The sequence below is a fragment of the Halogeometricum sp. CBA1124 genome (genome assembly GCF_009741955.1).
GTDB classification, from domain to species: domain Archaea; phylum Halobacteriota; class Halobacteria; order Halobacteriales; family Haloferacaceae; genus Halogeometricum; species Halogeometricum rufum.
The window spans coordinates 1-13,913 of the sequence record NZ_WPCD01000087.1; the positions used below are offsets into that span (position 1 = coordinate 1).

The 13,913-nt window shown below is 69.0% G+C and carries 13 protein-coding genes and 5 pseudogenes; 8 read left to right on the plus strand and 10 right to left on the minus strand.

Annotated elements, in window-relative coordinates; genetic code table 11:
• Positions 1–313, minus strand: a pseudogene (locus tag GJ632_RS11680) (DUF4198 domain-containing protein); the annotation flags it as partial.
• Positions 310–1,116 carry a carboxypeptidase-like regulatory domain-containing protein gene (locus GJ632_RS11685; RefSeq protein WP_191453004.1) on the minus strand — a complete coding sequence of 269 codons (807 nt, stop codon included), beginning with the start codon at positions 1,114–1,116 and terminating at the stop codon, positions 310–312. The pseudogene GJ632_RS11680 and the gene GJ632_RS11685, both read right to left, overlap by 4 nt.
• Positions 1,117–1,268: 152 nt before the next feature.
• On the opposite strand from GJ632_RS11685, the pseudogene GJ632_RS11690 reads away from it, so the two are divergent.
• Positions 1,269–2,413 (plus strand): annotated as a pseudogene (locus tag GJ632_RS11690) (acyl-CoA dehydrogenase family protein).
• A 243-nt stretch (positions 2,414–2,656) separates the two neighbouring features.
• Here the strand turns inward: GJ632_RS11690 and cysE are convergent.
• Positions 2,657–3,159, minus strand: a pseudogene (cysE, locus tag GJ632_RS25925) (serine O-acetyltransferase); the annotation flags it as partial.
• Between the two features lie 302 nt (positions 3,160–3,461).
• On the opposite strand from cysE, the gene GJ632_RS11700 reads away from it, so the two are divergent.
• Positions 3,462–4,031: an HAD family hydrolase gene (locus GJ632_RS11700; protein ID WP_191453005.1), complete on the plus strand. Its 570-nt coding sequence runs from the start codon at positions 3,462–3,464 to the stop codon at positions 4,029–4,031.
• A gap of 46 nt (positions 4,032–4,077) precedes the next feature.
• Here the strand turns inward: GJ632_RS11700 and GJ632_RS24755 are convergent, their stop codons facing one another.
• Positions 4,078–4,209 (minus strand): hypothetical protein, encoded by a 132-nt coding sequence (locus GJ632_RS24755; RefSeq protein WP_255473561.1) that lies wholly within the window; start codon positions 4,207–4,209, stop codon positions 4,078–4,080.
• 35 nt (positions 4,210–4,244) lie between these two features.
• On the opposite strand from GJ632_RS24755, the gene GJ632_RS11705 reads away from it, so the two are divergent.
• The 3 genes from GJ632_RS11705 to GJ632_RS11715 all read left to right on the plus strand — a co-directional run bounded on the left by GJ632_RS11705 (position 4,245) and on the right by GJ632_RS11715 (position 5,855).
• Entirely contained in the window at positions 4,245–5,054 is an 810-nt protein-coding gene (locus tag GJ632_RS11705; protein WP_191453006.1) for a M48 family metalloprotease, read from the plus strand.
• A gap of 10 nt (positions 5,055–5,064) precedes the next feature.
• The gene (locus GJ632_RS11710) at positions 5,065–5,412 is read left to right on the plus strand and encodes a hypothetical protein (RefSeq protein ID WP_089807626.1); all 348 of its coding nucleotides are present in this window, start codon (positions 5,065–5,067) and stop codon (positions 5,410–5,412) included.
• A gap of 86 nt (positions 5,413–5,498) precedes the next feature.
• Positions 5,499–5,855 (plus strand): hypothetical protein, encoded by a 357-nt coding sequence (locus GJ632_RS11715; RefSeq protein WP_343161145.1) that lies wholly within the window; start codon positions 5,499–5,501, stop codon positions 5,853–5,855.
• 27 nt (positions 5,856–5,882) lie between these two features.
• Here GJ632_RS11715 and GJ632_RS11720 read toward each other — a convergent pair whose 3' ends face one another.
• The 3 genes from GJ632_RS11720 to GJ632_RS11730 form a co-directional block, all read right to left on the minus strand.
• Positions 5,883–7,352 carry an RtcB family protein gene (locus GJ632_RS11720; protein WP_191453008.1) on the minus strand — a complete coding sequence of 490 codons (1,470 nt, stop codon included), beginning with the start codon at positions 7,350–7,352 and terminating at the stop codon, positions 5,883–5,885.
• A 492-nt stretch (positions 7,353–7,844) separates the two neighbouring features.
• On the minus strand, positions 7,845–8,951 hold the full coding sequence (locus tag GJ632_RS11725; protein WP_191453009.1) for a DoxX family protein: 1,107 nt from the start codon (positions 8,949–8,951) through the stop codon (positions 7,845–7,847).
• A 105-nt stretch (positions 8,952–9,056) separates the two neighbouring features.
• A complete protein-coding gene (locus GJ632_RS11730; RefSeq protein WP_191453010.1) occupies positions 9,057–9,470 on the minus strand; it encodes an archease in 414 nt (137 codons plus the stop codon).
• Positions 9,471–9,702: 232 nt separating this feature from the next.
• Between GJ632_RS11730 and GJ632_RS11735 the strand changes: the two are divergent.
• A pseudogene (locus tag GJ632_RS11735) lies at positions 9,703–10,177 on the plus strand (GNAT family N-acetyltransferase).
• Positions 10,178–10,193: 16 nt separating this feature from the next.
• On the opposite strand, the gene GJ632_RS11740 reads toward GJ632_RS11735, so the two are convergent.
• The gene (locus GJ632_RS11740) at positions 10,194–10,481 is read right to left on the minus strand and encodes a GYD domain-containing protein (protein ID WP_191453011.1); all 288 of its coding nucleotides are present in this window, start codon (positions 10,479–10,481) and stop codon (positions 10,194–10,196) included.
• A 121-nt stretch (positions 10,482–10,602) separates the two neighbouring features.
• Between GJ632_RS11740 and GJ632_RS11745 the strand changes: the two genes are divergently transcribed.
• Both GJ632_RS11745 and GJ632_RS11750 read left to right on the plus strand, forming a co-directional pair.
• Positions 10,603–11,571 carry a sugar phosphate isomerase/epimerase gene (locus tag GJ632_RS11745; RefSeq protein WP_191453012.1) on the plus strand — a complete coding sequence of 323 codons (969 nt, stop codon included), beginning with the start codon at positions 10,603–10,605 and terminating at the stop codon, positions 11,569–11,571.
• A gap of 57 nt (positions 11,572–11,628) precedes the next feature.
• On the plus strand, positions 11,629–12,738 hold the full coding sequence (locus tag GJ632_RS11750) for a Gfo/Idh/MocA family protein (RefSeq protein ID WP_191453013.1): 1,110 nt from the start codon (positions 11,629–11,631) through the stop codon (positions 12,736–12,738).
• A 38-nt stretch (positions 12,739–12,776) separates the two neighbouring features.
• Here the strand turns inward: GJ632_RS11750 and GJ632_RS11755 are convergent, their stop codons facing one another.
• The gene (locus GJ632_RS11755; RefSeq protein ID WP_089807645.1) at positions 12,777–13,163 is read right to left on the minus strand and encodes a hypothetical protein; all 387 of its coding nucleotides are present in this window, start codon (positions 13,161–13,163) and stop codon (positions 12,777–12,779) included.
• Positions 13,164–13,542: 379 nt separating this feature from the next.
• Positions 13,543–13,913 (minus strand): annotated as a pseudogene (locus GJ632_RS11760) (translation initiation factor eIF-2B); the annotation flags it as partial.

A 13,913-nucleotide genomic window follows, 5' to 3' on the forward strand; every position in this document is an offset into this window, starting at 1 on the left:
TCGTCGGCGCGGCAGTCGTCGTCTCGGGCGGCGCCGTCTGTTCGCCCGCCAGGGCGTCTATCGTCACCGGGTCCGACTCGACGCCGTCGCGACGGGCGCGCAGTTCGTGCTGCCCCGGGTTCTCGATGCGGAACGTCGCGCGCCCCTCGGCGTTCGTCGTCGCCGCCTCCGACCCGTTGCGGAGGACCGTCGCGTCCGCCGCCGGGTCGCCGTACTCGTCGACCACCTCGACGGCGACCCGTTCGCCGGCGACGACGCGGTTGGAAACGGACGTGAGGTTCAGCGCGGGCGTCCGACTGAGAGTGAGGTTCACGTCGCGTCCGACTCCCGAATCCGGACCGTCGTCTCGTTCGTCTCGTACGCCGGTTTGGTGACGGTCAGCGCGAGGTCGGCGTTGACCGGCACGCGAACCGTGGTCTCGCCGCTCGCGAGGCTCCGAACCTCGCCGACCGAATCGATCTGTATCGTCGCGTTACCGACGGGTTCGGGCGGCGAGAAGTGCGGGTCGACCACGCGGATTTCGAGCGTCACCGACCCGCTCTGAAGCGCGATGTCGATACGCTCGGTACCGTCGACGGTCACCGTGGTCACGTTCCGGTAGTATCCCCGTTCGCCCACGGCGACGCCGTACTCGTCCTGTTCGACGGCACCGGTGTCGAACTGCCCGTCGGCGTCGGTCTGCCCGGACGCGACGATAGCGCCCGACTGGCGGACGACGACGCTCGCGCCGGCGACCGGGCCGTTCGAGTCGCGGACGGTGGCGACGATTCGCCCGCGCGGGAACATCGGCACCTCGACGGACCGTTCGCTCGCGTTCGACACGACGTACGGTTCGTTGCGGACGTACTGGGGGTGCGAAACGTCGAGTCTGACCGTCGCGTTGGCGGGCACGTCGACGAACGCCTTCCCGTTCGACGCCGTCGTCACGTTCCTCGTCCCGTCGTCCCACGTGGCCGCGACGTCCGCCGACCCGACCGGGTTCCCGTCCGCGGTCACCACCGAGACGGTCAGCGTGACTGTCTCCGCTTGGTTCGTCGCCGATACCGTCCCCGTGACGGCGGCGACGACGAGAAACGCGACGACGACGAGGCGACCGACTCCGCCAGTATGCGACATACTCTCACGTTACGGTTTGACAAACCATCAAGGATTCGTGTATCGCAGTTCCTGAGAATCGACCGAACCGCCGAGGTCGCTCGGGCGCCGTCCCGACTCCGTCCCCGCCGCGATTCGATCACCTTTTTCCATCACAGATACGACCGTGGAGTATGGAAATCGCAGACGCCGGGTCGGCGCTCACCGACGAGCAACGGGCCATCCGCGACGTGGTTCGGGAGTTCGCCGTCGAGGAGGTTCGCCCGACGGCGCGGGAGGCCGACGAGACGGAGACGTTCCCCGAGGACGTCTGGGACGGACTCGCCGAACTCGACCTGACCGGGCTGACGGTCCCCGAGGAGTACGGCGGGTTCGACGCCGACCGGACGACGTACGCCCTCGTCAACGAACAGGTGGCCTACGGCCAACTCGCCGTGGCGACGGCGCTGTCGGTCCACAGTCTGGCCACCTCCTGCATCGCCGAGTTCGGCACCGACGACCAGCGGGAACGGTGGTTACCCGAGATGGCCCGCGGGCGCCCCGTCGGGATGTTCGCGCTGTCGGAACCCGACGCGGGTCGAACCCGGCGGAGATGTCGACCGTCGCCCGGCGGGAGGGCGACGAGTACGTGATAGACGGCAAGAAGCAGTGGATAACCAACGGCCAACGCGGCGACGTCTGCATCCTGTTCGCGAAGACCGACCCCGACGACCCGGGGTCTGTCACGCAGTTTCTCGTCCCGAAAGACGCGGGCGTCGAAGTCGGCAAGAAGGAGCACAAACTCGGCCTGCGCGCCTCGGACACGACGGCCCTCCGCTTCGACGGCGTTCGCGTCCCGGCCGAGAACCGACTCACCGAGGAAGGGAAGGGCCTCTCCGCGGCGTTCCGCATCCTCACCGGCGGCCGCATCGGCATCGCCGCGCAGGCGGTCGGACTCGCGCAGTCGGCGTTCGACGAGGCGCGCGACTACGCCCACGACAGGGAGCAGTTCGGCGGCCCCATCTCGGACATCCAGTCGGTCCGCCACAAGTTCTCCGAGATGGCGACGCAGATTCACGCCGCGCGCCTGCTGGTCCGCGAGGCGGCCAGACAGGAGGACGCGGGCGAGGACCCCCGCACCGCGGCGGCGATGGCGAAGTACTTCGCCAGCGAGGCGGCCGTGGACGTGACGAACGAGGCGGTCCAGATTCACGGCGGGTACGGCTACACCACCGACTTCGAAGTCGAGCGGATGTACCGCGACTCGAAGATAACGACCATCTACGAGGGAACGAGCGAGATACAGAAGGAGGTCATCGCACGCGGCGTCCTCGACTGAGCGCCGAGTTCGGACCGACCCGGTGGGCCCGGTCCGATACCGTTCGCCCGGCGAGTCGCGGGCGAACGCGCGGTCGAGACCCGCTCAGGAGCAGCGGAACGGCGCGCGGGACGCGCTATCCGCGTCGTCGTCGGCGCCCGCGCCGTCAGCGTCCGCGCCGCCCACATCCGTACCGTCCGCGTCCGCGGTGGCGGCCCCTCCGACGGCACCGCCCTCGCCGTCGTCGGCCACCGCTCGCACGCCGTCGACGCGTTCCGCGGGGTTGCCGACCATCGTCGCGCCCGCGGGGACGTCGTCAGTGACGACGCGCCCGCACCGACGACCGCTCTCTCGCCGACGGTGACGGGCCCGACGACGGTCGAATTCGCCCCGAGGACGGCGTTCGCCTCGACCGTCGGGTGTCGCTTCCCCGGTTGCGGCCGGTTCGCGCCGAGGGTCACGCCGTGGTACAGGTGCACGTCGTCGCCGAGTTCGGCCGTCTCGCCGACGACGACGCCCGCGCCGTGGTCGATGGTGACGCGGCGGCCCAGTTCCGCGCCGGGGTGAATCTCGACGGCGGTGAGCAGTCGGACGAGGTGCGAGAGGGCGCGCGCGCCGAAGCGGCGGTTCCGCCGCCAGAGCGCGTGTGCGACCCGGTGGGTCCACACCGCGGTCATCCCCGGGTAGAACAGGAGGACGTCGAGCGTCCCGCCCGCCGCCGGGTCGCGGTCCCGTATCGCGGCCACGTCCTCGCGGACGCGGCACACCGCGTCGCGCAGGCGGCCGAGGACGCCACGAGAGCCACTACGCTCGGACACGGTCGTTCACCCGTCGGACAACCGCGTCGGTTCGCGTCTCGCCGGTTCGTGCGCCGCGCCGGAACGCGCGTCGGCTACCCGAACTCGTCGCGCGCTCGTCTCCCCGGCACCGACGCCGTCGCTGGCGGCCGAGGCGGTCGAACGCGGTCCGTCGGTGGTGACCGGCGAGTTCGGTCATAGATCCACTCGGGCGTCCAGACTGAAAAGTTCGACCGAAGCGGTCTTTCGCGCAGGGACCGAAGCGCCCGGTGATGCCGAACGCAGACCGACCAGACGGACTCGACGCCGCGGCGTTCGACGCGGTGGTGTGGGACCTCGACGGAACGCTCGTCCACCTGGCGGTGGACTGGGAGGCCGTCGCCACAGACGCCGAAGCGACGTTCCGGTCGGCCGGCGTCGACGCCGACGGCATGGACCTGTGGGCGATGCTGGACCTCGCGGACGCCGAGGGGATGCGCGACGACGTCGAAGCCGTCATCGCCGACCACGAACGCGAAGGGGCCCGACGCTCGACGCGACTCGCCTGCGCCGACCGGATGGGGACGTTCGACGCCGAGGGGGTCTGCTCGCTCAACTGCGAGGCGGCCTGTCGCGTCGCCCTCGACGCGCACGACCTGACCTCGCACGCGGACGCAGTCGTCGGCCGCGACTCCGTGGCGACGCGGAAGCCCGACCCCGAACCCCTGCTGGAGACGCTCCGCCGCATGGACGCCGCGCCCGAGGAGGCCGTGTTCGTCGGCGACTCGCGGCGCGACGAACTGACCGCCGAACGGGCGGGCGTCGCCTTCCGCTACGTCGGCGACGGGCCGTCCGGCGTGTGAGCGACGAACAGTTTGATATCCATACTGTCTGTACCTCCGACCGATGTCACAGTCGGCTCGGCACATCGGTCGCGATCGCGCCGTCTCCGTCGGTCTCTACCTGCGGATGGGCGCGGTCGTCGCACTGCTTCTCGGCGCTCCCGTCGGCGCGATACTGTACCTCCTGTTCGGCACCCACGACGTGACTAACTCGGTCGGCGTCGCGGGTGCGTCGTGGTCGGCACCGTCGCCCTCGGCGGCGTCCAGTACGCGTTCGGAGTCCGCTCGACGCTCGACGGCGTGGACGCCGCGGCGATGGACGCGGCGGACGCGCCGGGCCTCGTCGCGCGCGTCGAACGGTTGGCCGACGAGATGGACATCGCGACGCCGACGCTGTACGTCGCCTCTCTGGGCGGCCCGAACGCCTTCGCCGTCGGCCGACGAGGGTCGGGCGCCGTCGTCCTCTCGTTGGAACTGCTCCGCGAACTCGACGCCGACGAGGTGGTCGGCGTCGCCGCGCACGAACTCGCGCACCTGCGACACCGCGACAGTGTGCTGATGACGGCCGCGACGACCATCCGACGGGTCGTCGTCACGCTGGTGACAGCGGCCGCCGCGTTCGGCGTCCTCCTCGCGGCCGTCCTCGTCGAGGGGTCGAACGACCGAGGGCGCTCCGGCGTCGACTGGGAGCGAACGTCGGCGCTCCTCGTCGGGGGCGCCCTGGTGGCGACGACGAACGTCTACCTCCTGTTGACGATGGCGCTGTCGCGGCACCGCGAGTTCGCGGCCGACGCGGCGGCGGCCCGCGCCGTCGGCGACCATCGCGGCCTCGTCAGCGCGCTGAAAACCATCGAGACGGCGGCCCGGCGACGCGGGGAACCCGCGACCGACTCGGCCACCGCCGCACTCTGCATCCGCGGGTCCGTCCGGAGTCGACTCGCCGGCCTGTTCGCGAGTCACCCGCCGACGGCCGCCCGTATCCACGCGCTCGAACGGCGGTTCGGAACGCCGGACGACGCGAGCGTTAAGTCCGCCACGCCCTAACCTCCGTTCGATGAGCTATCCGGTCAGTTACTACTGCCCGCACTGCGGCGCCGTCGTCGAACTCCAGCGAGAGGGCTACCTCGCCGACAAGTCCGTCACCCCCTACCCGCTGGTCGGGTGGGAGTACGCCGACCCGACGGGGGCGTTCGAGGACGCCGACGGCGTCCACCTCGTCTGCGGCGAGAGCGACGCGGCGGGCCTGCGCTGGACGGGCGACCGAAGCGACGCCGACGACGTGGAACACCCGACGCGTGAGTCGCCGTGCGGGGGCGACTTCTACCTCTCGTTCGTTCGGTTCGAAGCGGGCGAGGAAGTCGAACCCGTCCCCGAGACGGAGTACGTGGACATCGGCCTGTAGCGGCGTGACGGCGTCGCCCACGCGGGGGACGAACACCCCTCACGGCGGCCTATATCTCCTCGGCGCGCGAAAAGGGAGGTACGATGATAACCCCCATCCAGTCGCTACTCGGAGACGCGTTGTTCTTCGTTCCGTTCGCCCTGTTCCTCCTCGGAGCGTTCGCCCTCGTGGTGTACCTCGCCCGACTCGAACACGAGAAGGAGATGGCCCTCATCGAGGCGGGCCACTACGACCAACTCCGAACCGATAGCCGCGCGTGGATACTCGGCGGCGGTCTGCTCGTCGTCGCTCTCGGTCTCGCCGACGTGACGACGACGCTCCTCGCGGGCGGCGTCCCGCAGGAGGGCGTCGCCGCCTCGTTCGTCGGCCTCGCGGCCCTCGGGTACTACTTCTACAAGCGCCGCGAGGACCGCGTCGACGCGGCGAGGGCGACGCAGGCCTGAGGCGGACGGGTTCGCGGGGGCGACCGCTCAGCCCTTGATGTTGCAGACGGGGAACGTCCGCGCCACCTTGTCGCCGATGCCGAGGGCGTCGGAGACGCGGACGACTTCGTCGACGTCCTTGTAGACGCCCGGTGCCTCCTCGGCTATCGTCGCGCCGGACTGCGCCTTGACGTATATCTTCTCCTGGTCGCGCAGTTCCTCCTGAACCGTCTCGCCCCAGTAATCCTTCTTGGCCTGCGTCCGACTCATCGTCCGCCCCGCGCCGTGGGCGGTGGACCCGAACGTGAGGTCCAGCGAGTTCTCCCCGCCGCGGAGGACGTAACTGCCAGCGCCCATGCTACCGGGGATGATGATGGGCTGTCCAACGTCGCGGTAGGCGTCCGGCAGTTCGGGGCGCCCGGCGGGGAACGCGCGCGTCGCTCCCTTCCGGTGGACGTACAGTTCGCGCTCTTCGCCCTCGACTTCGTGGACCTCCTTCTTCGCGATGTTGTGCGCCACGTCGTACAGCAGGTCCATCTCCATCGCCTCCCAGTCGCGGCCGAACACCCGTTCGAACACGCGGCGCGTCCGGTGCATGATGAGTTGGCGGTTCACCCACGCGAAGTTGATGGCGGCGCACATCGCGCCGTAGTACTCCTCGGCGAGGTCCGACCCCGCGGGCGCGGCGGCCAGTTCCTTGTCGGGCAGCGACGCCAGCAGGTCACCGTGCCGTTTCTCTATCTCCCGGAGGTAGTCCGAACACACCTGGTGGCCCAGTCCGCGCGACCCGCAGTGGATGAGGACGACCACCTGGTCCTCTTCGAGGCCGAACTCGCCGGCCACGCCCTCGCGGAACACGTCGGTCACGCGCTGAACTTCGAGGAAGTGGTTGCCGGACCCGAGGCTGCCGAGTTGGTTCTTCCCCCTGTCCTTTGCCTTCTGCGAGACGGCGCTCGGGTCGGCGTCCGGCCGGTAGCCCTCGTCCTCGCAGTGGGCCAGGTCCGCCTCGACGGCGTGACCGTGTTCGAGCGCCCAGTCCATGCCGCGGGAGAGCACCGACTCGACGGTGTCCACGCCGCCCTCGACGATGCCGCCGCCGCCCAGTCCGGAGGGGACGTTGGCGAACAGCGCTTCGACCAACTCCTCCTCGTTGCCCTGCAGTTCGTCGTACGTCAGGTTCGTTCGCATCATCCTGACGCCGCAATTGATGTCGTAGCCCACACTCCCGGGGGAGATACAGCCGTCTTCGGTGTCCGTCGCGCCGACGCCGCCGACGGGGAAGCCGTACCCCTGGTGGCCGTCGGGCATGCAGATGGCGTGCTTGGTCATCCCCGGCAGGTGGGTGGCGTTCCGCAACTGTTCGAGCGTCTTGTCCTGTCGAATCTGTTCGAGGAGTTCCTCGCTGGCGAGGACGCGGGCGGGCACGCGCATCTCCCCCTCGCGCGGCATCTCCCAGACGTACTCGCGGACGCGTTCGAGGCGAACGTCTCCGAACTCTTTCACGTCGTCGTCGCTCATGTGGGACGGTTCGACGGGCTGACTCAATAGGATTCCGTCCCTGCACGCTCGTCTCCGGGGTGGGTGTCGGCACGACGGGGAACGGCGAAAAAAGGCCGACGTCTGCGCGGGGCAGACGCTCCCGTGGGCTCGGACGGGGACCGCTACGACACCTGTTCCGTGACCGAACGACCGCAGTCCGAACAGCAGTACACGACGTACGGCTGTCGGGAGAACTTCTCGTTCTCTGCCTGAACGTCCTCTCGGCTCGCGTTCTCTTCGATGCGAATCGACGTTCGGTGTGTCGTCGTCTCGCCACACCGTGCACATCGTCTGACCTCGGCGGTCCTGTGGGTAGTCTCGCCCTGTCGGTCTCTCATTGGGTTGCTCCGTCCCCGCCAGTCGGGGGGTCACCGTCGGCCCTCATATACTCTTCTCAGTATTTCGATAATATATTCCGTCGGAGACGTTCTCGGTCGCTCCCTTCCGGGCCGGAGGCGCTCTCTTCACTTCTCAGTCGGCAGACACGGACGGGCCTTCGCGGCCCGACTCCGCCGCGGCGTCGCGGAGTCGCGCGTCGACCGAGAACCTGCCGGCGCCCGTAATCAGGAGCGCCGAGACCAGACCGAACAGCGAGACGTGCGCGAGTACCGGGTCGTCCGGGAGGCCGAAGAGGGTGGTCGTGAACAGGAGGAAGGAGACAGCGGCGGCCCCGCGCGTGAACGCGCCGAACAGGAGGGCGACGCCGACGAGAATCTCCGTGAGTCCGGCGCCGACGACCCACAGTTCGGGCGCGACGGGGACGACGGCGGTGAGGTCGTACTTCGCGACGACGGCGAGCGCTTCCCCGGGGTTCATCAGTTTCTGTCCGACGCCGAGGTAGACGAACGAGACGCCGAGACCGACGCGCAGGACGACGGGGACGAGCGAGGTGTACGGCTGGACCCGGCGGACGAACGGGACGGCGACGACGCGATAGAAGGGGTCGATGCGCGAGTAGACGGTGTCGGCGGCGGCGAGACGGGACACGAGGTGGTCGGCGCTCGGCCGCCCGCCGCCGAGGAGGACGATGGCGAGGAGGCCGGGGACGTACTCGAACGCGAGGAACAGCGCCGGTTCGAAGGCGAGGCCGACGAGGTACGCGAGGAGTCCGGCGGCCGCGACGAGGCGCGTGCCGAAGCCGAACAGGAGGAGGAAGCCGACGCCGATGCCGAACAGGCGGGTGAACGTCGGAACCGTCGTCTGGACGACGGGGCTGAAGAAGTAGCCGGAGAAGCCAGCCCCGACCAGCGGAAGCCCGATGCTCAGACGCAGCAGCCACGGCAGGAGGTCGCGATAGCTGGTCATCGTCTCGCGGAACACGGCCACGTCGCGGCGGGCGGGTCGGACGCGGAGGTAGAGCGTCGCGCCGGCGGCGACGGCGACGCCGCCGGCCGCGAGGACGGTGAGCGTGAACGGGTCCGACAGCGCCGTCACCAGGAACGCCACGACTTCGACGGGGTCGCTCCCCGGCGTCACGTACTTGACGTGCGCGCTCGCTCGTCCCGTCGTGAGGACGATGGCGAGCGTCAGCACCGCTGCGAGCGACCCGACTCGGGCCGCGAACTGGCGTTGCTCCATGTTCGGAGCTTCGACCGACGACGGGTAAGCTCGTCGGAGGAATTCCGGCCGCAGCGGCCGTAAAAATGTAGATAACGGACGATACAGACGAATCCGGCCGCCGGTTCAGACGTCGAAGACGACGTACGCCTCCCAGCCGTCGTCGGTCTCCTCGACGCGCATCTCGGAGTACGTGACGGCCTTCACCTCGCGGGCGTCCACGGCGTCGAGGGGGACGCCGCGGGCGGACCCCGAGAGCGTCCACGCGCCGTCGCTTCGGCGTACAGACGCCTCGTTGTCCACCGGGAGAACGGCGCGAACGTCGCGTTCGAAGATGAGTTCGTCGAGGTAGTCGAACAGGAGGGCCTCGACGCTCTCGGCGTCGACGTCGACCGCGAAGCGGTCCCCACCCGCCTCGGGAATCGCGTCGCACCCGGCCGCCGCGAGTCCGTCGGCGGCGGCGGCGAACAGCGCATCGAGCGTCGGCGCGGACGCGGCGACGGCCACGTCGGCGGTGTGGTCGCGGAGTTCGAAGCTCATGCCGTGTGGTCTGTGTCGCCGCCGCCCTCTCTCTTCCGGTCGGCGCGCCGGTTCGCCGCCCTCGGTGAGGGCGACGGGGCCGGCGGTGGTGACGGAGACGGAAGAAGACGGAACAGACGAAGCCGGAGATGCCGCCGTCGGCCACGACGGCCCGACTTCCCGTCCCGACGAACCTTCGTGACTCGCTGACGACGACGGTGGAGTTATATTTGTGACCACTCTACCGGTCGGTGTGAGCGTCAACGTGGAGAAGCGAGTGGACGAACCGGGTCCGCCGAACACGCCGAGGAGGCGTGGGAACTCAAAGAGCGCATCCGGACGCCGAAGGCGTGCTGAAGCAACGGCGCGGCTTCTTCATGGACGCCTACCGCCGCGCGACGACGCACCTGTTCTTCGAGGACGACACGCTCATGGGGTTCGCCTCCACGCGACGCGACGGCTACATCCTGTTTCTCGCCGTCGCCCCCGAGGCCCGCGGGAAGGGCTACGGCAAGCGACTCGTCGCCGAAGTCGCCCGCGACCACCGCTCGGTCTCCTGTCACGCCCGGACGACGAACGAGGACGCCCTCTCGTTCTACGAGCACATCGGCTTCGAGATACAGCGCAAGATAGGCAACTACTACGAGGACGGCGGCGACGCCTACTACCTCCGCCTCGGCGAGAAAGCGAGCATCCGCGAGAAGTTCTCCGACCTGTTCAGACGGTAGCGAACGCGAACGCGCCTCAGACGTCGTCGACCAACTCTCCCAGTCGTTCCACCGGAAGCGCCTGGAGCGTCTCCGTGTCGAGTCCGTGACGCTCGATGGCCTGCGTCACGCGGAACGCGGCGTCGTCGTCTTCGACTTCGAACCGAACGTCGAAGTCGTAGGGCCCGAGGACCGCGTGGGTGTCGAGCATCTCGCCGCCGAGTTGCTGGACGTCCTCGCGGACGGTCCCCCAGATGGAGACGAGTTCCTGCGGGTTCTGGTACTCGGCCTCGTCGACGTCGACGTGCGCGATGTACGTCGGCATATTTCCAACTCTGTTCCTGAAGGATAAAAGGCTGTATACCGTTCCGTCGTCGGGAACGCTCCCGGGGGCGGGCGGAGACGCATCCTCAAGATTTAATCGAACGCCGCCTGTGGCTCCCACTATGTACATCGGCGTACTTACCGTTCCGCTCGGAGGCGAATCGCTCGCCGACGCGCTCTCGTATCTGGACGACATCGGCGTGCAGGGCGTCGAACTCGGCGTCGGCGGCTTCCCCGGCGACGACCACCTCGACCGGACCGCCTACCTCGACGACGAGTCGAAGCAGGAGGAGTTACACGACCTGTTGGCCGAACACGACATGCAGGTGAGCGCGCTGGCGACCCACAACAACCCGCTGCACCCGGACGACGAGGAGGCCGAGACGGCCGACACCGAACTCCGCGAGGCCATCGAACTCGCCGCGCAGTTGGACGTGAACACGGTCACCTGCTTCTCGGGGCTCCCGGCGGGCGGCCCCGACGACGAGGTGCCGAACTGGATCACCGCGCCGTGGCCGTCCGAACACGCCGACGCCCACGAGTACCAGTGGGAGGTGGCGACGGAGTACTGGTCCGACGTGGCCGAGTTCGCCGACGACCACGGCGTCGACATCGCCATCGAGATGCACCCGAACATGCTCGTCTACGAGCCGACGGGGATGCTGAAACTGCGCGAGGCGACGAACGAACGGGTCGGCGCGAACTTCGACCCCTCGCACCTCTACTGGCAGGGCATCGAAGTCACGGACGCCATCCGCTTCCTCGGCGAGGAGGACGCCATCCACCACTTCCACGCGAAGGACACGAAGGTGTACGAACCCGAGTCACGCGTCAAGGGCGTCCTCGACACCACGGATTACACCGACGAGGCGAACCGTTCGTGGCTGTTCCGCTCCATCGGCTACGGCCACGGCGAGAGCCACTGGAAGGACGTCGTCTCGACGCTCCGGATGGTCGGCTACGAGGGCGCCCTCTCCATCGAACACGAGGACTCGCTCACCTCCTCGCGCGAGGGACTGGAGAAGGCCGTGGACGTCCTCGGACGCGCCGTCTTCGACACGACGCCCGGCGACGCCTACTGGGCGGAGTAACGCGGCCGTCGGAGCGGACCACGAACCCCTAAGTCGGTCGGCGGAGAACCGCCGCCCATGACGCTCGACGTCGCCGTACTCGGCTACCGGTTCATGGGCAAAGCCCACTCGAACGCGCTGGCGCGTCTCCCGATGTTCTTCCCGGACGCCCCCGACGTGCACCGCCACACGCTCATCGGGCGCGACGAGGAAGCCCTCGCGGACGCCGCCGACGAGTTGGGGTTCGAACACACCGCGACCGACTGGGAGTCCGTCGTCGACGAGGTGGACGCCTTCTACAACCTCGGGCCGAACCACGTCCACGCGGAACCGTCGATAGCCGCGCTGGAAGCCGACACGCCCGTCTTCTGCGAGAAACCGCTCGCGCCGACGCTGGACGAAGCCGAGGAGATGCGCGCCGCCGCCGCCGACTCCGAGGCGATAGCGGGGTGCGCGTTCAACTACCGCTTCGTGCCGGCGATTCGCTACGCGAAGGGGCTCATCGACGACGGCGAACTCGGCGAGATTCGGCACGTCCGCGGGAGTTACATGCAGGACTGGCTGACCGACGCCGACGCGCCGTGGTCGTGGCGCAACGACGAGGAGATGGCCGGAAGCGGCGCGCTGGGTGACCTCGGCGCGCACACCATCGACCTGGCGCGCTTCCTCGTCGGCGACGCCGCCGGCGACTTCGAACGCGTCTCCGGCAACCTCCAGACGTTCGTCGACGAGCGACCGGTCGAGGGCGGCGAGGGGACGCGCCCGGTGACGGTGGACGACGCCTACTCCGCGCAGGCGACGTTCGAGAACGGCGCGATGGGGACGTTCGAGGCGTCGCGCGTCGCCGACGGGCACAAGAACGACCACACCATCCGCATCCACGGCACCGAGGGCAGCCTGAAGTTCTCGCTGGAACGGCTGAACGAACTGGAGTACAAGGCGGCCGACCACCGGGGGTACGAGACGATTCTCGTCACCGACGGCGACGACCCGTACCTCGACCACTGGTGGCCGCCGGGGCACGTTCTCGGCTGGGAACACACGTTCGTCCACGAGAACTACGAGTTCCTCTCGGCCGTCCGCGACGGCGAGTCGTTCGCCCCGTCGTTCGAGGACGGCTACGCGGTCCAGCGGATTCTGGACGCCGTCGAACGCTCCGACGACGGCGGCGAGTGGGTGTCGCTGTAGGCGGCCAACGGCCGAAGCGACTTCGCTCCCGCGGGCGGTCAGCGAACGCAGTCCGTCGCCTTCTGCGCCCACTCGTTCGACCACCGCGAGAGGCGCGGTTCGGGAATCGCCGCCGAGTCGCCGTCGAGGAACACGCCGATGGTGGCGTCGGTGGGCAACGGGACGACGACGGCGACCAGTTCCTCGAAGTAGTGGACCGACCCGCGGAGACTGCCCGGGCCCGACGGCTGTTTCTCGTGACGCCGGACCGACTCCTGACCGATGTAGAACCGTCGAATGAGATGCGCGTGCTCGCGCGCCGCGGCGGGGTCCACGTCGGACCGGAGATAGTGCGGTTGGACCTCCTCGTCCGCGTACTCCACGCACAGACGCAGGTCCTCGTGGAGTTCTGACCGGAGGTGCTCGACCAGATGTGCGATTCCCATAGCGCCCCCGACGGTACCATGCCAAAATAACCCTCGGTCCCGAGTATCAGTCCCGAGAACCGGAACCGTCTGCCCGAACCGACGAGGCGGCGACGTGACCGGAGACGACGGTACCGAGAATGTAGCTATCGCTGTCGGTAACGGCGGACCGGCGGCGACGACGGCCTCGAGGACGCGACGGACGCCGAACGGTCCGCCGGCGAGGCGCGTGGTTCGAGTACGGTCACGTTCGCTATCCGCCGAGACAAAACCGGGTTCGCGCGAGGACCGTCGGACGAGAGAGACGATGGCGCGGGCAGCGACGACGCGGGCGGCGGCAACACCGGGAGAACACGTCGCCGCACCCGCCGCGTCCGGCGTCGTCGCACCCGCGGCCGAACTACACGTCGAAGTGGAGGATACCGTCGTCGGTGATGACCTGGTCGACGAGGGTCATCGGGGTGGCGTCGTAGGCGGGGTTCTCGATGAACACGTTCTCGACGGGTTCGAGCGACACCTCCGCCGAGGAGCGAATCTCGTTCTCGAAGACGAACCCGCCCTCGACCACCTTCGCGCCCGACCCGACGACGGTGACGGGTACGTCCAGTTGCGCGGCGGTGGCGGCGATGGGGAACGTGCCGACGCGGTTGTAGAGGGTGTCGCCGACGATGCAGTCCATGCCGACGACCACCCGGTCGCAGTCCTCGAGGAAGATGCCGGCCGCGCCGTCGACCATCAGGTGGGGTTCGACGCGGTCCACGCCCGAGAGCG